Source organism: Paenibacillus alba, from assembly GCF_013204855.1.
Taxonomy (GTDB): Bacteria; Bacillota; Bacilli; order Paenibacillales; family NBRC-103111; genus Paenibacillus_E; species Paenibacillus_E alba.
Genome location: NZ_JABMKZ010000063.1, coordinates 1 through 20,662, shown reverse-complemented (window position 1 = coordinate 20,662; position 20,662 = coordinate 1). Strand labels below are relative to the sequence as shown.

24 protein-coding genes and 1 pseudogene are annotated in these 20,662 nt (G+C 40.4%); all 25 read right to left on the bottom strand.

Annotated features, from left to right (window positions below; genetic code table 11):
• Positions 1-73: 73 nt before the first annotated feature.
• The 25 genes and pseudogenes from HQN90_RS36715 to HQN90_RS36600 all read right to left on the bottom strand — a co-directional run bounded on the left by HQN90_RS36715 (position 74) and on the right by HQN90_RS36600 (position 20,453).
• A complete protein-coding gene (locus HQN90_RS36715) occupies positions 74-970 on the bottom strand; it encodes a phosphotransferase (protein ID WP_173227780.1) in 897 nt (298 codons plus the stop codon).
• A gap of 166 nt (positions 971-1,136) precedes the next feature.
• The gene (locus HQN90_RS36710; protein WP_173227779.1) at positions 1,137-1,715 is read right to left on the bottom strand and encodes a GDSL-type esterase/lipase family protein; all 579 of its coding nucleotides are present in this window, start codon (positions 1,713-1,715) and stop codon (positions 1,137-1,139) included.
• Between the two features lie 1,032 nt (positions 1,716-2,747).
• Positions 2,748-2,876, bottom strand: coding sequence for a hypothetical protein (locus tag HQN90_RS40095; RefSeq protein ID WP_420851110.1), 129 nt, complete (start codon positions 2,874-2,876; stop codon positions 2,748-2,750).
• A gap of 35 nt (positions 2,877-2,911) precedes the next feature.
• On the bottom strand, positions 2,912-3,064 hold the full coding sequence (locus HQN90_RS36705) for a hypothetical protein (RefSeq protein WP_173227778.1): 153 nt from the start codon (positions 3,062-3,064) through the stop codon (positions 2,912-2,914).
• Positions 3,065-3,215: 151 nt separating this feature from the next.
• Positions 3,216-3,617: a hypothetical protein gene (locus HQN90_RS36700; protein WP_173227777.1), complete on the bottom strand. Its 402-nt coding sequence runs from the start codon at positions 3,615-3,617 to the stop codon at positions 3,216-3,218.
• A 146-nt stretch (positions 3,618-3,763) separates the two neighbouring features.
• The gene (locus tag HQN90_RS36695) at positions 3,764-4,417 is read right to left on the bottom strand and encodes a carboxylesterase family protein (RefSeq protein ID WP_173227776.1); all 654 of its coding nucleotides are present in this window, start codon (positions 4,415-4,417) and stop codon (positions 3,764-3,766) included.
• A 69-nt stretch (positions 4,418-4,486) separates the two neighbouring features.
• Positions 4,487-4,936, bottom strand: coding sequence for a VOC family protein (locus HQN90_RS36690; RefSeq protein WP_173227775.1), 450 nt, complete (start codon positions 4,934-4,936; stop codon positions 4,487-4,489).
• A gap of 127 nt (positions 4,937-5,063) precedes the next feature.
• The gene (locus HQN90_RS36685; protein WP_173227774.1) at positions 5,064-5,210 is read right to left on the bottom strand and encodes a hypothetical protein; all 147 of its coding nucleotides are present in this window, start codon (positions 5,208-5,210) and stop codon (positions 5,064-5,066) included.
• Between the two features lie 62 nt (positions 5,211-5,272).
• Positions 5,273-5,695: a hypothetical protein gene (locus HQN90_RS36680; protein WP_173227773.1), complete on the bottom strand. Its 423-nt coding sequence runs from the start codon at positions 5,693-5,695 to the stop codon at positions 5,273-5,275.
• A 169-nt stretch (positions 5,696-5,864) separates the two neighbouring features.
• Positions 5,865-6,254 carry a hypothetical protein gene (locus HQN90_RS36675; protein ID WP_173227772.1) on the bottom strand — a complete coding sequence of 130 codons (390 nt, stop codon included), beginning with the start codon at positions 6,252-6,254 and terminating at the stop codon, positions 5,865-5,867.
• A gap of 251 nt (positions 6,255-6,505) precedes the next feature.
• A pseudogene (locus HQN90_RS36670) lies at positions 6,506-6,768 on the bottom strand (IS110 family transposase); the annotation flags it as partial.
• Positions 6,769-6,995: 227 nt separating this feature from the next.
• Entirely contained in the window at positions 6,996-7,796 is an 801-nt protein-coding gene (locus HQN90_RS36665) for a P-loop NTPase family protein (RefSeq protein WP_173227771.1), read from the bottom strand.
• A 22-nt stretch (positions 7,797-7,818) separates the two neighbouring features.
• A complete protein-coding gene (locus tag HQN90_RS36660; protein WP_173227770.1) occupies positions 7,819-8,343 on the bottom strand; it encodes a GNAT family N-acetyltransferase in 525 nt (174 codons plus the stop codon).
• A 163-nt stretch (positions 8,344-8,506) separates the two neighbouring features.
• Complete coding sequence (locus HQN90_RS36655; protein WP_173227769.1) at positions 8,507-9,226, bottom strand: SDR family NAD(P)-dependent oxidoreductase; 720 nt, start codon at positions 9,224-9,226, stop codon at positions 8,507-8,509.
• Positions 9,227-9,369: 143 nt separating this feature from the next.
• Complete coding sequence (locus tag HQN90_RS36650; protein ID WP_173227768.1) at positions 9,370-9,897, bottom strand: GrpB family protein; 528 nt, start codon at positions 9,895-9,897, stop codon at positions 9,370-9,372.
• Positions 9,898-10,011: 114 nt separating this feature from the next.
• Complete coding sequence (locus HQN90_RS36645) at positions 10,012-10,326, bottom strand: immunity 53 family protein (RefSeq protein ID WP_173227767.1); 315 nt, start codon at positions 10,324-10,326, stop codon at positions 10,012-10,014.
• A gap of 201 nt (positions 10,327-10,527) precedes the next feature.
• Positions 10,528-11,205, bottom strand: a complete 678-nt coding sequence (locus HQN90_RS36640; protein WP_246363009.1) for an AAA family ATPase — start codon at positions 11,203-11,205, stop codon at positions 10,528-10,530.
• Between the two features lie 47 nt (positions 11,206-11,252).
• Positions 11,253-11,732: a hypothetical protein gene (locus HQN90_RS36635; protein WP_173227766.1), complete on the bottom strand. Its 480-nt coding sequence runs from the start codon at positions 11,730-11,732 to the stop codon at positions 11,253-11,255.
• A gap of 108 nt (positions 11,733-11,840) precedes the next feature.
• Complete coding sequence (locus HQN90_RS36630; RefSeq protein WP_173227765.1) at positions 11,841-12,284, bottom strand: SMI1/KNR4 family protein; 444 nt, start codon at positions 12,282-12,284, stop codon at positions 11,841-11,843.
• A 44-nt stretch (positions 12,285-12,328) separates the two neighbouring features.
• On the bottom strand, positions 12,329-12,802 hold the full coding sequence (locus HQN90_RS36625; RefSeq protein WP_246363008.1) for a tyrosine-type recombinase/integrase: 474 nt from the start codon (positions 12,800-12,802) through the stop codon (positions 12,329-12,331).
• Positions 12,803-12,913: 111 nt separating this feature from the next.
• Entirely contained in the window at positions 12,914-13,060 is a 147-nt protein-coding gene (locus tag HQN90_RS36620; protein ID WP_173227764.1) for a hypothetical protein, read from the bottom strand.
• Positions 13,061-13,903: 843 nt separating this feature from the next.
• On the bottom strand, positions 13,904-15,190 hold the full coding sequence (locus tag HQN90_RS36615; RefSeq protein ID WP_173227763.1) for an IS110 family RNA-guided transposase: 1,287 nt from the start codon (positions 15,188-15,190) through the stop codon (positions 13,904-13,906).
• Positions 15,191-15,605: 415 nt separating this feature from the next.
• Positions 15,606-16,394: a barstar family protein gene (locus HQN90_RS36610; protein WP_216855565.1), complete on the bottom strand. Its 789-nt coding sequence runs from the start codon at positions 16,392-16,394 to the stop codon at positions 15,606-15,608.
• A gap of 308 nt (positions 16,395-16,702) precedes the next feature.
• A complete protein-coding gene (gene ltrA, locus HQN90_RS36605; protein WP_173227762.1) occupies positions 16,703-18,496 on the bottom strand; it encodes a group II intron reverse transcriptase/maturase in 1,794 nt (597 codons plus the stop codon).
• A gap of 718 nt (positions 18,497-19,214) precedes the next feature.
• On the bottom strand, positions 19,215-20,453 hold the full coding sequence (locus tag HQN90_RS36600; RefSeq protein WP_173227761.1) for a hypothetical protein: 1,239 nt from the start codon (positions 20,451-20,453) through the stop codon (positions 19,215-19,217).
• Positions 20,454-20,662: the final 209 nt, after the last annotated feature.

The window sequence follows — 20,662 nt, the reverse complement described above, 5'->3', positions numbered from 1 at the left end:
TCAATTGTGAACTCTACTGCTCTTTAGCATAATGAAGGCTACCGAACGTTTTCTCGGCAGCCTTATCGTTTTCTTATTCAACTCTCTTACTAAGTTTACTGAAGTAATGTGGAAATGAAGACCAATTATCATAATCAACAGAAGGGCCTTTTATTTCCATTAAGTAGAACATGAACCGATAGACATCACGGACGGGAGTTAAGTCAGGGAAAGGTAGTACCGAGCGGTACCCAGTCATAAAGTTATCCGCACTGAATTGATCTAGGGAACATTCCAAAGCCGAGAGTTCGAATTCTCTCGGTCCTATTACATAGGCTTCAGTATCAACTATTGCTCTCACTCGCTCTTCGTCTGCAAGAAACTGTCGTGGATCCATATCCAACATTATATATGAGGCACTTTTGGGGACGGGCAATTTAGAGGCTAATGAACAGTAATACTCTGTCATTTTGGTAACATCATCATTGGACAAGTAATATCGTGAGGACAAGTTACGTATAGTGTTTGTAAGTTTTTGAGGGAAATCTCTTAAGGTATATCGAAAAGTACCGTTCGGGGCACCGCATTCATAAAATTCACGTGCATGAATTTCACCAATGGTTCTACCAAATTCTTTCATCATCTCTGCCGGCTTATTTAAGAAATCGAGCGGTGAGCCCTTCATTTTTTCTACAATTACAAATTGTCTTCCGTCAATTAATCCCTTTGAAAGAACATTAGGTACACAAATTTTAGTTGTTGTTTGCTGTAAGAAAAGGTTGATTCTTTCAATATCATATGTGCGACTTAATTCAATTCCGAATAAGTTCCTACAAACCCACAGAAATGGAGCATCCACACTTTCATCCACTCCCGATGATCTTACAACATATTCACCGGAAATTGTATTTACAAGCCATACATCACTTGCATGGCCACCTAATGAAGACTGTGAAAGGATCTGTTCCAGGAAAAGTGTCTGTAAGTTCATGCTATCACCCACTTTATAGTTCGATTCAATAGCTTTTTATTATTCAAGAAAGGCACTAATAATCCTCTTTTTTCCAGCCCCTATTGTTGATATAATCTACCCGTTTGAAAAGCAACCGATTCGTCGGCTGCATTTTTCATTTAGTTCATTGAGCTAACGTTCTGCGTTAGTTTAACGCCTTTGCAGCAAGAATAAGTAATTCTTCGCAAATCTTATCGGATATATAATCATAACCAAGTTCACCAAAATGAAGTCCATCATTTCTAATACCTTTCAAAATCTCGGACAAATTATGAAGGTTAACCATGCTTGAGAACAGGTCTATATAATGACTGCCAGTTGCTTCGCTCACTGCTCTTACGATTTCTGTATATTGCTTAAGCATGGCGTTAGTCCGTGCATGTTGTAATCCTTCGTCAACTGGTGTAGGACTAATAAGTATCGTCTTCTTTGGAGTTATCGCTGTTACAATATTGTTGAGGTTCCTTTCAAAGTCATTCAGTTGAACCATTTTGTGAAATGCAGCATCATTTGCTCCAAATAAAACAGTCACGAACTCTGCATTATGAAGTAAGACATCTTTCTCAATTCTTTCGAGAGCATCGAATGTATTGTTACCTGGCATGCCAGCGTTAATGATATCCCAATTTCCACTTAATTTATCTTCAAGTTTTATTGTTAATAAAGGAATGTCGTGACCTTCTGTTCTTGCCGTAATACTGTCACCAAATAAGACCAATTTCATTTTTTTCATTCCTTCCTAGGGCAAATACGTTACTGAAAATATTTGACGAATTATCATTCAAATCCTGCGTTAAACTCCCTTTACTTTAATACACAAATGAGGAGCTTCCGCGATGCAAGCCCCTCAACTATTGGTTGCAATAGGTAAGCATTTGAAGTCATCTCCAGCTTTTCCCCTGCTCCACACCGGACGTGCCAGTTTCCCGGCATCCGGCGTTCCCTCTAACTGAATTTACTAAATCATAAGTTCCTCGTTACTCAAGGATATTTCATCCTAGTAGCTTGCACTGTGGCATCCATTGATGTCCCCACGTTCCTACCTGATCGGTGCAATTCACGCTTGGAAAACAATTTTTCTTTTCAGTTAGACTTGGGGCTGCTCCTCCACTCCCATTACAGGAGATTCATCAGTCGTGCCCCTGCCCTCACAAGGATTAATGTATTTCGGCATGCGCCTTATAACAACCGTTTCGGGTAACAGCCCTTGTTGCAACGTCCCTTGCTTTCCAAGTCCCTTACATCCTAGCTATTCTTTCTGGACTTAGGTGCTTCCTCTAGGCCTATGAGACCAATGCCGCCATAGTTCGGCATAGCGTATTTCATAGGAAAAATTTTTACTTTACGCCGCCCACCCCATCGTTTGATGGTACATATGTTTCCATATGTTCTAACTTTAGACCTGTACATTCGGAAGTTCGTCAGTTCAGTCTGTTTGAACATTCTCACCATATCCAGTTTTTCAGCCACGCGGCATATCCGTTAGCATACCTTTTCTATTCGAATGGCTCCAGCCTTCGTTCTGCCGAATCTACCTGTACTTCACACTACATGACCTGTTAGTCATGACGCGCGCAGGAGTATTGGCGGAATGGTTTCGGGATACATGGTTCCCTCATTCCCATCCTCGGTTGTAAAGTTAAGATTACTCATTGCAATCTCCTGCTTTTCACGAAGTTAGTCGCTTATAGCAGAACTTGTCATACTTTTCCGTTAGTTTAGTCCCCCAGCTGTTCCCCTAAGTTGCTTCCCTTATTTACTCTTTCAGATAGGAATCAATCGGCCCAAAATCTCCGCAAGAAATTATTAGTTCAGCACTGTTGGGCATTGCGAAAAAGCCCATTTTTTGGGAAACATACCCTTTCTCGCTGGGATCAAAGTGTATATGATAGCCGTCTGTAAGATTATTATGAGCCAGTCTTAATAATTCCTGTGCAAAACCAATATTCCATTTTTACTTAAAGTAATCATCACTCGATTATTCCCTAAAATTTCAATCTGTCCAACGTTATCTTTGTTAGTAAACTCGGGAGTGTCCTCATCAATATTTAAATTAACCACTACAGAATCCATACTCTTCACTCCTATTAATGAGAAGAAGCATTGATCTCATTTTATCATAAATGTGCGTTGAACTAAGCTCCCGTTGCTTCAATGAAAACAGGGAGCAGCTGCCGCGGCAATCTGCTCCCTGTTTGTTTATTGAACTAAATTTTTCGTTAGTTTAGTAAACGTACTTGGAAAAAAGCCCCCAGTAGGCATAATCATAGGTCTTTGGTTGCTGAATAAGGTGCTTAGAGCGTTTGATCCAGTCATTTAGTTTTACCGATTTAGCTGTCATTTCCACTTTTTCTAATAACACAGATAGCCTCGCTGTTTCTTTAATTTCTCCTGACTTAACGATATCTCCTGTGAAAACGTAGAGGCTGCTAAGAAAAAATGAAGTGTGATATTCATTGCAGTTGTCGTCGTCAATAAATGAACAGATCATCGGTATATTTTCAAAACTATTTACAGCCAACTCCCAATCTTGATCTGGAATCTTCTCATCACTGTATGCCCATGCTCTTATTTCTTCCGGAGTAGGATTCCAGGCATGTTGTGCGTCTCTAAAAATAATCTCCATCCCCTTTCATTTTCCTTATTTGTGTAAATAACCAATATTACCATACTTGGTTAATGTTCATTACGATACTTGAACAGGCTAAGGAATATGCCGGCAGGTTGTTTTATTATTGAGCTATAGTTCCGAGGGAGCTGAGCGAAGGTATCTTACTTTGTTTGTTCTAGTAACCATGAATATAACTCTTGATTACTCAATGTTTCTCGCATTATGTCATGTCCCAAATCTGGATATATAGTAAGTCTAACGTTCCCTTGATGCTTTTCTATAGCGGATACCATATCCGTCATTTGTTCTAGTGGGACAATATCATCTTTAGCCCCATGAAAAGCCCAAATTGATATGTCTTTGAGCTTCTCTGCTTTTGATACTTGCCCCCCTGAACTCAATGGCACAATTGCTGCAAACATTTTTGGATTATGTATAGCTAAATCCCAAACGCCATATCCTCCCAAACTATATCCAATCAAATAAATACGTCTTCCATCTACGCGATGATTAGCCGAAAGCTCTTCTATCAAAGCAGTAACTGCGTCACGCTCCATATTCCAATATGACTCACTCGGACATTGGGGAACCGCAACTACGAAAGGAAGTGATAAATTACCTTCGTTAGCCACTTCTAACAATCCATAATTCAATAATTGAGTTACATTATCTCCTCTCATATCCATACCATGTAAAAAAACGATTAGTCCCCATTCTCGAGTTTGGTCTGCATATTCGTCAGGAAAAGAAATGAGATAATCAATTTGTACTTTCTTGGTTATTTCCACACTTAGTGTACTTCGCTTTATTGTCATTTAAATAATCCTTTCAAAGCTAATATCGTTTCTCATTTCACTAACGTCTCCGTAACAGTTACCGATTTATTACTTGAGCTGCTCGCTCAATCCGACGATGATGCCTTCGGGACCGCGGATGTAGGCGAGGCGAGTCGTGTCCCCGTATTGCACCACTTCACCGACCAGTTCGGCGCCATGGGCAAGCAGGCGCGCGACCACGTCATCGATGTCATCGACGGCGAACATGATACGGCGGATCCCGAGTTCGTTCACCGGAGCCTTCTCCGGCCCAGTTCTGATCGCATCCGGCGTGTGGAACTTGTCCAGCTCGATCCGTCCGTAGCCGTCCGGAGTGCGCATAAACACGAGGGTAGCATGGACGTTCTGAAGGCCAATGAGACGATCTACGGAGGAGCCCTCGACGGTCGTTTCGCCCTCCAACTCGAATCCTAGTTGGAGAAAGAAGGTTTTAACGGCTTCGAGGTCGTCAACGACGATAAGGACGTTGTCCATTCGTAGTAATTTATTTTTTGTCATAGTTTTATCTCCTTATGAAGATTTCTGCTTGCTGTTTCTCGGAATATGTACTCAAGGTTGCATTCATAACTGGATCTATATGAATAAAGTAATCAACTGCCACTTTCGATATCTTATCATCATTTTCTCACTCGATGGCTAACTGACTTAATACTGCACAAATCTCATCAACTTTACTTTTATCTAGACCGTCACCCATCCTTAATTTAATTAGCAACCTGTCATCTTGATGTAAAAGTAGATCTCCGAGATATTTTACTAAGTCATTTTCCATAGTATCCTCCCTTAAACCAACCTTAGTTCGAATACGTAAAAGCGCCAGATGTACCCTTTAGTTCAGCCTATTTCTGTACTTTTACTTTTAATAAATTTATCCAAAAAAGCTAAAATCAAACCTATACAAGTGAACACCAAAATAGATGTTTCAATATTAAGCCCGTATTCTCTTACGAAAAATTCACCGTAGTATTTTTTGAAAATCCCAAATCCACAAATCCCACCCAGACCAGCGTAGCCAAACAGTTTGGCAAAAACATGACTGTTTAAGAACTTGTCCACGAGTAAACCCAAAACAAAAAAGGAAATAAAATAAAATGGGAAAGCCAAAAAACTACCGAAAGTAACAGCTATGTAGCTAACATCTATATAGAGAGAAGTTGTTATTTTACTACCTTCAATGGTTTCTAATATCCATAAACCTATACCTGTTAAAATCGATAAAAACAAACCTAAAAATAAGTGTCGTGTTGTTGTATTCATTAGATTTCACCGCCTTTATATGTCGATTGTGTTTACCTCCTTAAGACGAATATTAACGGGGAAAAGTTTCGAATTGTGCCCTCGTCTATGATGAATACTGCCAGTTAGCGTAGTAATGTATTACCTTCTGACCTTACTGGAGGAAATAACAAGTTTATTGATTCATGTGCTACTTGCCTACTTGAACAGTTATTGATTTGTAATTAGTAAAGTCACCTTTTCCAATAAATACAGCAAAGTCTACCTGTCCTGTTCTATCTGCTCCAATTGTCGTTGTAGCCGTACCAAGACTATTTCCGTTAGCATCTAAAAATGTAATCGTAATAGATGCGTCTTTCGATACTTCGTTTGGTTTATTCGAATTAAGAATACCTCTCACAATACTGTATTCACCTGTTTTAATCACATTTTGAATACCAAAACTAACCTTGTTTTCAGCATCCTTTGCATATTGCAATTGTCCTTTATCCATACCATATATACGAGTAGGAGTAGGCTCGCTGCTTTCCAATGTAACTGTGGCATAACCTGATAAATCTTTTTGGCTTGTAGTTTGCAAGTTTATTAGTTGTTACTCACCAAGTTGAGCATTTTTTACTTCGTAAGGGACTTTTTCTATGAGTTCTCCTTTGTCATTCCAGAAAACAAGGTTTCCAGTCACGTTTGTTTTAGTCACATCAATCTTTGGGTCACTGTAACGGGTCATTGACTGATAACCGTCTATAAACTTATGGTTCCATGCAAAATAACCTATATAGAGTTTGCCGCTTATAAGTGAATGGTTGCTTTCCTTTGTGATGGATATATGCCATGGGCTAGGTTTAGCCAGTAGTGCCCCGTTGGTTCCATACCAACTATGACGTCCTTGAACCCTTGCTCCGTCGCAATCTTCCTGAACCAGCTCACAAATAATTCAAAGCCTTCTCGATTGTTTTCAAACGTAAGTGGCTTCCCAAACTCGACCCCGCGGAAGTCTTGCGCACGAGCCACATGTTTGAATTTTGCATGTCGATTCCGATAATTAAGGTAGAAAAAGTGATTTGATTAATTCGTTCATTTTGAGTAGAATGCATGTTGTAGTCTCCTTTGGTTTTGTTTTTGGATCCGACGCTGGCCAGCATCTGGGACCCATAAACATCATACCAAGGAGTCTTTTTATTTTTCAAACCTCGTATTTCCTCATAATAGGAATGTTGCCCTTTAGCTCAGCGAACAAACAATGGATGCATCGGCATCCGCTGCTCCACTATCGTTCTGCGTTAGCTTAACAATCCATTGCTGTTAAAGTCTACCGCACACTTTATCCGATTTTTCGACCTATGGCCTCCACCATATTACTAAAGACCTCATCCCAGTCCAGGTTTACATTTTCAATTATATAGGTTGGAAATGGCAGCATATCAAGCAGATTCAATTCGATCCGCTTGCGGTTTTCCATAAACCCAATATTTTGTTCCGTCGCAAAGTGGGGTTTTGAACGGATGGAAGAAATCCAAACCTGCTGCTCCCGCACACTCGGCTGTGTTAAATAAATCACCACAGGATGCAAAGCAGCAATCTGATCGGCGATTCCCTGAATATGCTGCTCGATATTGTGATCAACAGCTTGATAATGACCTAACAAGTCATGAATTTGATGCTGAAAGAACACTGCTTCGAGTACATATACCTCCTCTGAAGTGCTGGCAAGCTCAGAGAAACGTGCCCAATGCCGCTGAATCGAATATGTAAACTCTGACAGCGCGGCTACCGGCGAATCCGTCCAGCATAGCTCTCGGGACTCCAACTCTGAATAGAGCGCATCCAACTCTTTGAATTCATTGACTTCACGATAAGGAATCAGATAATTGTTACCATTTTTTATGGCCCATGATCTGATTTCATTAACGTTGTCTGGGTATCGCATCAGAAGGTCCTTATATTCGTCTTCACGAAAGAAAGCGTGCCAATTTAAACTCGCAGGATGCCCTATTGCACCCTCGTCATAAAAACGGGAGGAAATGCCTTGCTGTACCAGGTAGTAATGCAATCGTTCTGCTAACGTCGATTTGCCCGTCCCACACAACCCTTCCACCAAAATTAGTTTGCAATTGTTTTGCATGCGATTTGCTCCCAATTCTTATTTATAACCGTAACTTCATATCGGATACCGTAAATTTCATACCTATCGTCTGTATTACATTTCCTTTAATCTCAATAAAGCCTTCTTCCACAACGACAGGAATATCAAGTGATGACAGCATCTTTGTCCAGAATTTGACCGCTCTTACATTCGATTTGAACATACCCACATCGTACCGACCCGAAAAAATTTTAAAAATTTGCATGACAGCATCTTTGGCAATATTCGTGCCTCTATATTTGGGCAATACAAATAACTCCTGCACCGAATAGTCCACATCTTCTGCAACATAAGGAGGGGAAGTAACAAGGATAAACCCGAGAATTTTTTCATTAAGCTTAATAAAGTAAGGATACAACCGTTCATCCCTGTAATATGGCGAGATATCTTCCATATCGAATGTGCCTTCTGGTCCGATATCCTCCTGTGAGTAAACTGAAAGCTCATAGAGATAATAATTAAATAAGTTTACAAATTGTTCTTTGTTACTATCTGTTATTTGTTGTATTTCCCGTTTTTCTTCCACTCTACATTCTCCTTCACAGGAATTTAACTTACAATTCAACCGTTTCTACATTAACACATATTGGAACTAAACTGCTGCCCGTTAGCGGGGTAAAGGGCTGCCGAGTGGCAGCCCCTTGCTGTTTTTACTATCGTGTCCCGTTAACTTAATTAAACATAATTGACTATGCATTCGCATCAAACATTGCTGGGATATTTATTTCTTTTACACAAGAAGCTTTGGAAAGGCTTATGACGCATTTAACTAATGAAACGATATCTTGAAGGGGGATTTGTGTATAATTGTAGGCTGACAAAACTTTTTCAATTCCATCCTCTAAAGGAACTTGCGTAGCAATTTCACCAGGGTTTATACAAGTTACACCGATTCCAAACTTTTTAACATGTTCCCTTATGGAATTGGCAATACCTCGCAAACCGAACTTAGACGCTACAAATGAAACTTGTGTAAAATCATTATTCTCAAGTCCTGCAGTAGAACCAATTAAAACAATTTTTGCGTTAGCCGACTTTTTTAAATTCGGTATAAGCTTTTGTATACTTGTAATTGCGGCAATTACATTCACATTTATGATTCTTGAAATTTCATCTGGGTCATCTTTCTCAAAATCATAGTCTTCTCTAAATCCGTTGCTCTCCCATATCCCTGCATTAAATATTAATACGTCTATGATGTGGCCATTTATTGTATTCGCAATCAGGTTGTATGCATCAGTTTTCGATAAATCAGCTTCTATCCAATATCTATTGATTCCATCGTTAAGGTTTAAACTAGTAGGATAACTCCTAGAAACTATCCATACATTATCACCGATTTCTGGCAATCTTTTAACAAAGGCATCACCTAATCCTTTGCTCGCTCCAATAATAATAAAATTCTTCATGGAAGTTGTTTTTTCCTTTCATTTTTTGATTCAAATATTATACCATACCTTTGCAATTATCCTGCCCGATAGCTTAACGAGGCTGCGCGGTCGATCCCGCGGCAGCCTCGTGTTGCAGTTGATTGAGCTATCGTATTCCGTAATCAATCGAGTTTATTTTTTCCACTCAATCTGGCATTTTGAATCACATCAATGATGAATGGATGTTTGGCATTGGTATAAGCAACCCTATCATTACGATATTTTTCAGCAAGTTCTTTCTTCAATTGATTGTATTGCTTTAGTACATCTGGATGGGTTCTTAAATAATCCCTGAATAAAATATTGTTTTTCCACTCTTCACTTCCATAATTGTATATATGCAAATGATGCGTTCCTGCTCTCCATTGACCTTTTCTAAAGAATCTTCTATTAGGAAATTCTTTATGATAGACATGTTCATAACCTATCTTCGATAAAGGTTCGATAAATTTTTCAACTTCTTTTAAATCATTTATTCCGACCATGAAGTCAATAATCGGTTTAGCCCCTAGTCCCGGAACAGATGTGCTACCTATATGTTCAATAGCAATTGCTATAACACCTAATATCTCCTTTATTCCCCTTTCCTCCTGCTGGTATTTGAAAGACCATTCTTCGTTGTATTCTTCAATCACCACTGGCTTTTCCATTTATCCCTCCTGTGCATCATATATCCATATTTTAACACTCTATTAAAGAAAACTGCCCAATAGCTTAATCGCCGGTACAAGTAGAACAGTACAACAATAATAACGCGGATTATACTACTTTAGGACTTCATCAGTTGTATCACTTAAGGCTGACCACTTCTGGAAAATAACTATTAATTCTTCTAAGTTATTACTTCCGCCCCTACCTCTAAATAGATTATCACTAACATTACAGTAAACCCAATCAAGATCAGAACGATCCACCTTCAATGTTTGGAAATTGATATCCTCAAGATCTGTTCCTTCCAGTCGGATGTCAATAGCCCATCCAGGGTTATCAAGAGTTGTAATTTTAATTCCGTAATAATGCTCCCAATCTCCGTCACAATTGTCTGTATACCAGTTTTCCAACCATTTTAATACATTCATCCATAAGCCTCCCTTAAGGTATCTCCCATGGCTCTGGTGCTCTTACCCGACCTGGAGTTATTGAGTCATTTACCCATGGATTACCATTACATATTTATTACTTCTATTCGGTGAATTACTCAAGAAACCTGCCCGTTACTTGAACAGGCTGCCAACATTCTGGCAGCCTGTTCAAGTATTGTGCTATCGTTACCCGGTAGTTTAATCATCTAAGCTGTATTGTTTGTTGTTCATAATATCGTCGATAACCAGATTGATTTCATCAACATTTTTCTGATCTGTATCGAGCAAATATTTCCTATTTAAACCTGATTCATTAAATTCTTGGATTAAGATAAGGCACCGTTCCCCCATCTGGTGTTCGGGTATTCTCAACTGGTCTCTTTTTAAAAGGGTCTCATGATCAGTCATTAGTACCACATAGACCACATAGACCACATTCTGGGTTAAATCCATCAGCTTGTCTCTTAGCCAATATGCCTCATCTGGAAAAGTAACATAATCTATTACAACATCAATCCCATTGAGAACGAAATTTCGAGTAAGACTTAAGATATTATTCCAAATGAGGGACAACTCGGATTTGCTTTCCCAAGGCTTCTGACGACCCCTAACATGCATATGACTTACATCATCACCTGAGATATATGCACTGTTTTTTAAAGCGTCCACTAGTGCAGTGGAAGTCGTTGATTTCCCTACTCCTGCTGGTCCTGACAATATATAGACAGTTTGCATTAACAATTCCCCCTCTTCAAAGTACAATGGCTCTCCTACATTAGATTTGCGACAAGGTTGAAACACTCCGGGGAAATCGGCAATCGGTATATATTCTTGACATGGAATTATGTCAAGAATTTCTGTTCCATTTAACGCCATAGCTAGATCACTTAACTTAGTTATTCCCGAATATGTTACAAAATGATTTAACCTAACTCTGATTTTATGCAAGTCATTTTAATTTGTGTGAGGTTTTCTAAGTTGATTTTGATTTGTAATTCGGTATGCTCATTAATAGCGATTAGGATTTTATCTTTAATTTCCAAGTTTTTTATTGGGTTTGAATCTTCAAAAAATATTCCCCATACCAAACGGTCTTTAGCATCCGTACAAGCAATAAATCCTTCATTTCCCATTTGACCATCACCGCCATGGATTTTCCCGTCTTGATAATCAATACTGACCCATTCATCAACGATCGTCCAATAGTCATCATTATACTTTGCTATGCTTTCAATGGTTGTGTCACACATGGGAGAGCAAAAAAATTCACTTTTTTTTGTATTGGGGTCATATAGGCTGTAACAATTTAAAATTGTTACAGTGCCATTTGGAAAGACGATGCAATTAATGCCGGGCAGTTCATGCTTTTCAAGATTCCAATGTTCCGCAATACTATAATTCATAATAAATCTCCCTTTTGTATCCTATTATAATATAACGTAATTCTGTACTTCGCATTACAAGCTCTGGGTCGCTGTAAGTTGACATTGGAATCATAGTAATAACAACATTCACCATTCATAAAAATTATCCTCGATCAGCGCCTCGAATGAATCCGCTAATAACTCGATCTCCCCGATATCGTGGTAACAAATCAAAACATTTCCAGCCTCATTGATTATAATCGGATCGCCGGAACCATCCATAGAGATGACATAACTGGTTCGTAAAACCTCTGCAAAGGGAAGCTCCTTGAATTGCTCTCGGGCCCCGAGAGTCAAATCGACAACCGTTTCGTTTCCGAGACTGGAGCCATTTGAGAATGCATATACCGCAAGACCTGCATATGCCCCCCCAAACGTTCGGATAAAATGCACATAGTCCTCATGAAAGTTTACATTCAGACTCTGCTGTGCATTAGCAATTTCCTCTTGGCTCGCCGGACTGCCTACTAGTGTGCTATTATCATCACGATGAAGGAAAGTCTTTAATCTATTCATTAATACATCTTTCATAGGATAGTCGCCCTCCCTGCCAATTAATTCGAATCAGCTACCATTCAAGCCCTCGTAACGATTGCAGAGCAATTCTCCCAGTTCAAATCTTCAATGTTTATCTTTTGTACTTCTCCAACTCGGCAACCAGTAGTGTACAGGAACTCCAGAAGAGCTCGTTCCCGCATGGATAGACAAGAGATCTTCAAATGGATCACATCTTCCTCGATTAAAAACTTCGGAATACGTTTTTCCATCTTAGGCTCTCTTAATTTTAGAGATGGATTTGATGTTAGGTAGGTTTCTTCGTAAGCAAAGCGAAACAAAGATCTAACAAAGCGGATACGATGCCCTAAACTACTTGGCTTCAATCGATCAGATTGTTTCGTTAAATATTCCTTTAACAGCTGTAGGGTAACATCTGAAATATGGATATCTCCAAGTTCATTAACCAGCATTTTTAGCTGCAGAGCGTAGGCTTTTAGAGTTTGTATACTAAATCCCTGGATACGCTTATCAGCCTCATACAGTTTCCACAATTCATAATAAAACCTCCTCCCATTAGTCCTACTAAATCTAGGTTTTCTTCTAATGAGAGGTTTTAATCCATTTGTATTGAACTAGCGTGTCCCGTTAGTTCAATGATCTAATTAGAACAACTTGGCAAGTTTGATATCTTCTAAAGGTACGTTTGTTTTGATATCAAATACCCCCACGAATGTTACATCGAAGCTTGGAAAAGGAGGTAATGCTTCTCTCGCAGCCAATTTCATTTCTATAATTTCTGCTTCATTCATGCCCCAACCAAATTCTTGTGTAGATTATATATCTCTTTCGATTCAACGCTAAGGAATGTAACCGCTGTTCCAAATGTTCCTGGTTCAGACAAAGTTAACTGGAAGATTGGAAATGAAGAACAAGTTTCTCATACCTTTTCAAGCCAATTCATATCCTCCGTAAGTCCATTTGAGAGTTTGACAGTAATATGAGGCTCCACAGGAGCCCTAAATCCGTTATTATCCCAACGATTTCGAAATGTCTTAGCCCATTTATTACGAAATACCAAAATTTGTTCTTTATAATCTTCAGGTGGAACGATTCCTATGAAAAAAGGCATTTTTACACCCCTTTATAAATAATATGTATTTTTCTCGGAGCATTCCTATTCATTTCAATCATCAACTTTCCGAACATTTATGTTTTTAGAAAGTATTCCTCAAATATTTTCCAAATCCTGCTTTACTGTTAAACTGCCCGTCCCTCGGTTTTAAGGGTTTATCTCACTTTTACTCACTCATTCGCAGGATTCCGTTACCCTGATTACCAGTTGTCGTCCGGAAAGTAAGCTTATAAGACTCTGTCGTTCCAATTTTGGACATGCGGGAATAGAAGAAACGCTTCAGAAAATTTCTCCAAGTACTTTTATTTTGCACGCATACTCCACTTCTCCTTGGTGCTTACCATCCCATGACTCGACGGGTCTATGCCCTTACATTCCTTCGTTACACCTGACCAAGGCGTGGAGACCGATAGCGTTTAGCGGACGGGTCAGAAGCCCTTGCCGGGCAGTAACTCGGTTCTCCGTGCTTTCTTTTTAAAATCCTGCGAATGAGTCAATCCACGTGATTGTGTAGTTCTACTTAAGCAGCTTGCATAAATGCTGGGGCAGCTATCTCTGGAGAAAAAGTTTCTCCCTTCTGAACAATGCTAATAAGAATTCTTGCTAGTTTTCCAAGCAGTTTAAATACAGATTGTTGCTTCTTCATATGCTTAACTTGAACATTATTCTCATGCAACTTTTGGAACACAGGATTATTCCCAACGAGTTGGATCGTAGCTAGATATAGATATTTCCGCAGTGCAGCATCACCTCTTTTAGAGAGAATGATCTGTCCCTTACGTTTCCCGGACGTGCTTTCAGCCAAATTCAGTCCAGCTTTACGCAATAATTGACGTCCATGTACGTATTGTCTTAGGTCACCAGCTCCTGAAAGAATCGCCGCAGTACAGATTGAGCCTAGTCCTTTGATAGAGCGAAGCTGATCGGCTATTGGAATTTCGCTTAGCAATTCTTTTAAGTCTTTTTCAATCCGATCTAGTATTTCGGAATTCCTTTCAAACTCTTCTAAAAGTCGCTTCAAATCTTGCTTCGCTTCATTAACAGCAGTCGTATCGCCTACACTTCGCTTAGCTTGAGAAATGAGTTGTGCAGCTTTCTGTAAGCCTGTAGAACCACCGGCTCGCTGCATATGTTTTTTCCAACTTGTGATTACGTCTGAGACGGATAAGGACTCGATATCTTGCGGAAATGGGAATTCCTTAAGGGTAGCCATGGAGCGCTTGCAGGACCAATCTTTAAACACAGAAAAATACTCAGGAAAGTGAATATCGATCCAACGGATGATTCGGTTCTGTAGCCGCACACTGTTCGTCACCCAGTATTCTCGATCACTCATAATTGTTCGTAGCCTTTGAAAGACAACGGCCTGGCGTGAATACTCATAGTAGAATTCTCGACTGATCACGTCTGCAATAACAAGTGCATCTTTAGGATCATTCTTAGATTGGCAATTATCGCGGTTCTCCTTGTTTCGCTTCGTTGTAGCCGGGTTCACCATAACCACGCTTATCCCCTTATCGGAGAGCCAATTTGCCAAGTTTAATCCGTAATGTCCTGTCGGCTCCATACCAATAATGAGTCCTTTCAAAGAATTTTTCTGCCCGATTCCTTCAACCCATCGCATTAATTTTTCGAAGCCTTCAATTGTATTTGAAAATGATAGGTGCCGCTTAGAGAGCACTATGCCACGAAAATTTGTTGCTTGTGCTACATGAGTATCCTTAGCGATGTCGATACCCACGACAAGATGAGATGTAGTAATTCGTTCTATTCGTTGATTTTGTCCGTCAGATTGTTTAAACTTCATAAGTAAGAGCGCCTCCTTGATGGTATTGGGTTTCGAACCCGTGCACAAACCCATCATACCGAGGCGCTCCTTTTTTGACAAAGGCGATTTCTTAGCCTTAACAGGAATGTTTAGTTGAGTTACTAAGGAGTTACTCTTCGGATGATGTGTTATCATCATTAGGAAAATATCTGCTGTATTTGAATCATCAGTTTCTTTTTACCGTTGAGTAGAGCTAATACAAGCAATAATATTAAAAACCCAAGGACAACTTTTAGATATATACTCATAAGTCCCATGCCGTTTATTTCAGTAATGCCGCTAAACCTTTTCCACCCCAGTAATGTAACAAACCTTGAATAATATTTACAGCCGCAAAAAGACACAAAATCGAATTAATGAACCCTTGCGTTCTACTACGCAGGGTTCTTTAAGATTAGTAATCACGAACTATTGTTATATCCTTTAAAATCAGCATGTCTTTAATTTGCTGCAACTTTTTCATGTCAACACTCTTAATTGTCTCTTGGTATTTCAGTTCATTAAAGTCTCCCTCTCCATTCAAAAGGTGGAGTTTAAATGGTGGCGTAGCCCCAACCCCCCCACAAAAACAGTCTTCAAGACTATCTAGATTAAATCCGTAGTACCCTCCTGGTCCATTCATTGCCTCACCGAGAGCGCAGTAAAAAGAAATCATATCAACTACATTTGTCATATCCACGTAAAAGTGATTATCCTCAACAGATTTCTCTTTATATTTGTTATAGAGAGAATGTATACGGACCACTTCCAGCCAACCTCTTCTTTGTTTCTGCGTAAGTGTAACCCAGGTATTAATGGTTAACGGTTTTGAGATTCCCCATTTCTTCCATATCGCTGTTGCTTCAATAGACGGCGGTGATGCGAACCCGCCTGATATTTTCAAATTAATCCTTTCCTGGATAGCAGCATCCTCTTTATTAAATCGATATGGTTTTTCAGGAACGAAGAAATATGCTCCAATTGCCTCCTTCTCCTTGGAAAGTATGTGTATGTGCATTCCGCCCATTCTAGATTTAGTAGTTAAGCAGTGTTGTATATAATTTCCTGTGAATTTTAAGCTTACAAACGTTATTTCATATATATAAGAAGCAATTTTCTTGTGCTCATCTAGAAATCCAATAATATCTTTACATTCACCTATGACAAGATCACTTTCATCATCTACAAGTAAATATTTACTCAATAATAAGCCTCCAACACTATTTTATGAATTTTGTGACGAATTTCAAATTTTGCTCAATCTAAGAACCAAGGGTTATGAAATAACTTAAGTGAAAATAGTCGTGTCTAAAAATCAATGGTGATTACATTTTTAGGTTTAAATATGTCCTCAGAGTTTTCAACTATCGGTTGCAATAGGTAAGCATTTGAAGTGATCTCCAGCTTTTCCCCTGCTCCACACGGAGCGTACGAGTTTCCCAGTACTCCGCGTTCCCTCTAACTGAATTTACTAAATCATAAGTTCCTCGTTACTCATTGCTTTGGGATATGTTAAACTGGTCCTAATGCATACTTTTCACGGTATTTGTTGATCTGAACCATCATCAATTCCGTTAAACCAAGTTTATTCGTGAGTACGTCAATCGTCTCTTTTTGTGTTTGAAGGATTAGTTGCCTGACTTCCTTGTGGAGGATGCGCAAGTTGTTAAACTTGTCGGTTCCACCTGTGTGAGGCGAGATATAATGGTGGCAGTAAACATCGGGTGCGAAGAGATACATCCCTGTAATTTCGCATTTCCCCAACTTCATGCTGTACCGACTAATCCGATTATCCATGTATTCAACACTTTGATTCGGGATGCTAGATTTCGATAGGAGGTAAATTTCCTGACGTAAATCTGGTCGAAGTTTTTTGTATATTAGTTCTCTGCCTACTGTGGTATAGAGTGAAAGACCTGTACTAAAGCCCATCGTGTTCTTGGTCTTCACATTGGCAAGAGGATATAAATAAACATCTGCTACTTTAAAAGTCCTGTAACCCAAGCTGTAAAATTTACTGTACGTTGGCGGTGGGTTTGCAGGATGCCCATATTTCCCGATTTGTTTGAGACGATTGTACATGAAAGCTCGCAGATCGTAGGCAAGACGTGAGAACGCAACACTTACATGTGTTGCCCGATTAAAATAATTGTGGATTCCTAAAACAAAGCTGTTAAACCGTGCTGCGTGTAGAGCCGTTGGCGAAGTCCTCATTTTGAGGATGTGCTTCTTGGCTTCGCTCCTCATTTTCAGCATTTTGCCCGATTTAATACCCGTATGCGCTACTCGCTTATGACCCTTTTTGTTCGCTCGGATTGTAAGCCCAAGGAATTCCGACTCTCGTTTTCGCAAGTTAATGATTTGCGATTTCTCCGGAGAGACATCGAGTTTCAAGCGATCTTTGAGATACAGAATTACCGCATGGTACCACCTCTGAGCCGATCTCCAATCTCTGCAGATGATTTTAAAGTCGTCGGCGTAGCGCACCAGATAGCCTTCTTTCAGACTAGACCGTATTTTGGCAGACCTTTCGCCAGTTCTTGATTTGAAAGGTTTCGTCAGCGGAAAGAGTTCCCATTGACCGGCCACCCAGTGATCGAGGTCATTCAGTACAATATTTGAGAGCAGTGTTGACAGCAATCCCCCTTGAGGTACCCCCTTTAAAGGTATTCCTTCCCCTTCGATTTCCGCTTTTAGCATTTTAGAAATGCATGCTAGGACTTTTCTATCTTGGATGCCCATGTTCCAAAGTTGCTTCATGAGCAACGTATGGTTGACGTTGTCGAAGAAACCCAAAATGTCGATGTCTACTACATAATGCATCGACGCTTGATTGATGAGAAATTGGATTCTTGCCATGGCATGATGTGCTGATCGAAGGGGTCTGAAACCATAGCTATGGTTGTAGAATTGGGCTTCAGCTATGGGCTCAAGGACTTGCTTGAAGCACTGTTGGATGATGCGGCCCGGGATGCATGGGATGCCAAGCGGTCTCATTTTGCCGTTATCTTTTTCGATGAGCTTCCGTCTGACATTCTTGGGACGATAGTTTTGCAGTCTGTTTTGGATTTCACTCACTAATTCGTTTTCGGGTCGTTGTTCGATGTCTTTGATGGTTAGTCCATCTGTTCCTGGTGTCTTTGATCCTTTATTGGACTTCATCGTACGGTAAGCCAGCAAGATATTTTCTCTGGATGTGACGATCTCATACAGATGTGAGAAGGTTTCTTTGTTTGCTGATCTTTCGTGCAAATCCGTAAAGGATTCCGTCATGCCGTAATACTCCCAATTTCGTAAAGCTTGCACTGTGGCATCCCTCCTGACGAAGTGATGTCCCCACATTCCTACCTGATCGGTGCAATTCACGCATGGAAAATGATCGTTCTTTTCAATTAGACTTGGGGCTGTTCCCCCACCTCCATTACAGAGGTTTCTTCGGTCGTGCCCCTACCCTCACAAGGATAAATTCATTTCGGCATATGCCTTATTGCAACCGTTTCGGGTAACAGCCCTTGTAGCAACGTCCCTTGTTTTCCAAGTCCCTTACAGCCTAGCTTTTTTTTCTGAACTTAGGTGCTTCCTCTAAGCCTGTGAGATCGATGCCGCCTTTGTTCGGCATAGCGTATTTCATATGGGAAAGTTTTACTTTACGCCACTCACCCCATCGTCTGATGGTACACACGTTTCCGTGTGCTCTAACTTTAGACCTGTACATTCGGAAGTTCGTCAGACCGCTTCTGTGCGAGCATTCTCACCATATCCAGTTTTTCAGCCGTGCGACATATCTGTTGGCATACCTTTTCTGTTAAGACGGCTCCAGCCTTCATTCTGCCGAATCTACCTGTACTTCACACCACATGTTCTGTTAAACATGACGCATGCAGGAGTATTGGCGGGATGGTTTCGAGATACATGGTTCCGTCATTCCCATCCTCGGTTGTAAAGTTAAGATTACACCTTGTAATCTTCTGCTTTTCACGCTGTTTGGCGCTTATAGCAGAACTTGTCGTACTTCCCAGTTAGCTCAATCCACCGAGATGGAATCTACTCTCACGGCAATGCGCTGATAGTTAGTCCAGTCCCCGTCTCCTATCAAAGTGGCTTGATGCCAATTTCCTTCACCGTTCGGGACATTGTCATCCCCGATTGAAGGGCCAATCAAGATTAGATGACTCTTGGCCGTGCCGAGAACTTTATCGTCCTGGTCATAAAAAGTCAAAGTTAACCAGTATGCATGTGTGCCCGGTACTTTTCCTTGAATATCAGCACTTCCTACGGAAAAACCCTCACCGTGCTGCACCCTATTCATGCCCAAACGAACTTTTCCGTCCTGATCCTGCAAATTTCCGCCAGGAGGCGTCGGTAGTCCGAAGTATAAGGGGAAGGTACGATTTAGAGTCACCCATTCAGTCTTGGAGAGGTCCGTACCTTCCGGTAGGGCAAGTAATAGGTTCACACTCCCACTTTCCCCCGCCCTTATCCGTGATGAATAAGGAATCCGTGTAATCGTGTCTCCTTCTTTATTCCAAAAAACCAACTCACCATATACCCAACGCTCATCCGTTCCGTAGCTGATCCTACCAGCGTTCCAAGCTCCCTCTTGAATCACAAGACTTGCCTGGATGAAGGTTTGGTTAGCCAATTTCAAGAGTTTAATTCTATTAACTTTCATCAGATCGCCGTAATCGGGACTGATTGCTGAGTGGAACGGACGCTTGCCATCCCCCTCGTTTCCTTTCAACTCGGGTTGAATCAACCACTGATCACCCAACCATGAGGTTTCAATCTCAAACGCATTAAAGCCAGATGGTGAGATGAATGCACGTTTAACATGCACCTTCTGCGGGGACAAAGTAGCTCCGTTGGCAGATTCGAAAGAGGCTCTATCATATAATGGAGTGTCGGATGCTAGCTCCACATCGATAGAGAGAGGCTGAATCTCACCAATCTGAGTGTTATCCAGTTTGATCCACATTTTCCCGAGCCAAGAAGTTTGGATTTGAAGCCAGCTGTAGCCATCGGGTTCCAGACGGCTTTCATATTCAAACCTGAGAACCTTGACACTCTGAGGACTTAGTGCGGCTGGACTTTTTAGTTTATTATCTGGCTGTTCATACATCGACGTTGTAGTCATCAAATCGATCGTGCTAGACATACCATAGGGCAGAACATCAGCTTTAATTTGTGAGCTGTCAGACTTGGCATAGGCTATACTTGTTAAGATTCCCATGTAAAGGCATATAATTAGAAATATTCTCTTCATTTATGTTCCCCCATTCTATTCCACTGCATTAATAGTTTTATTTATTACCCACCTGACCACACAACCCTTATTTTACCACATTAAACTGCCCGTTAACATTCCTGTAGGTGTTAGTAGATGGAACTTGCAGAAAAAAGAACGCCTCGCTAGGATGAGTATGTACTGGGTTGCAGCCCTCAGAACTCACCTTAGGAGGCGTTATTATGAAG

Bases quoted from the DNA above. Each gene is read 5' to 3' on its own strand.
- HQN90_RS36715 (WP_173227780.1), bottom strand. From the start codon at position 970: ATGAACTTACAGACACTTTTCCTGGAACAGATCCTTTCACAGTCTTCA.
- HQN90_RS36710 (WP_173227779.1), bottom strand. From the start codon at position 1,715: ATGAAATTGGTCTTATTTGGTGACAGTATTACGGCAAGAACAGAAGGT.
- HQN90_RS36705 (WP_173227778.1), bottom strand. From the start codon at position 3,064: ATGGATTCTGTAGTGGTTAATTTAAATATTGATGAGGACACTCCCGAG.
- HQN90_RS36700 (WP_173227777.1), bottom strand. From the start codon at position 3,617: ATGGAGATTATTTTTAGAGACGCACAACATGCCTGGAATCCTACTCCG.
- HQN90_RS36695 (WP_173227776.1), bottom strand. From the start codon at position 4,417: ATGACAATAAAGCGAAGTACACTAAGTGTGGAAATAACCAAGAAAGTA.
- HQN90_RS36690 (WP_173227775.1), bottom strand. From the start codon at position 4,936: ATGACAAAAAATAAATTACTACGAATGGACAACGTCCTTATCGTCGTT.
- HQN90_RS36685 (WP_173227774.1), bottom strand. From the start codon at position 5,210: ATGGAAAATGACTTAGTAAAATATCTCGGAGATCTACTTTTACATCAA.
- HQN90_RS36680 (WP_173227773.1), bottom strand. From the start codon at position 5,695: ATGAATACAACAACACGACACTTATTTTTAGGTTTGTTTTTATCGATT.
- HQN90_RS36665 (WP_173227771.1), bottom strand. From the start codon at position 7,796: ATGCAAAACAATTGCAAACTAATTTTGGTGGAAGGGTTGTGTGGGACG.
- HQN90_RS36655 (WP_173227769.1), bottom strand. From the start codon at position 9,226: ATGAAGAATTTTATTATTATTGGAGCGAGCAAAGGATTAGGTGATGCC.
- HQN90_RS36650 (WP_173227768.1), bottom strand. From the start codon at position 9,897: ATGGAAAAGCCAGTGGTGATTGAAGAATACAACGAAGAATGGTCTTTC.
- HQN90_RS36645 (WP_173227767.1), bottom strand. From the start codon at position 10,326: ATGAATGTATTAAAATGGTTGGAAAACTGGTATACAGACAATTGTGAC.
- HQN90_RS36640 (WP_246363009.1), bottom strand. From the start codon at position 11,205: ATGGCGTTAAATGGAACAGAAATTCTTGACATAATTCCATGTCAAGAA.
- HQN90_RS36635 (WP_173227766.1), bottom strand. From the start codon at position 11,732: ATGAATTATAGTATTGCGGAACATTGGAATCTTGAAAAGCATGAACTG.
- HQN90_RS36630 (WP_173227765.1), bottom strand. From the start codon at position 12,284: ATGAAAGATGTATTAATGAATAGATTAAAGACTTTCCTTCATCGTGAT.
- HQN90_RS36620 (WP_173227764.1), bottom strand. From the start codon at position 13,060: ATGAATGAAGCAGAAATTATAGAAATGAAATTGGCTGCGAGAGAAGCA.
- HQN90_RS36615 (WP_173227763.1), bottom strand. From the start codon at position 15,190: ATGAAGTTTAAACAATCTGACGGACAAAATCAACGAATAGAACGAATT.
- HQN90_RS36600 (WP_173227761.1), bottom strand. From the start codon at position 20,453: ATGAAGAGAATATTTCTAATTATATGCCTTTACATGGGAATCTTAACA.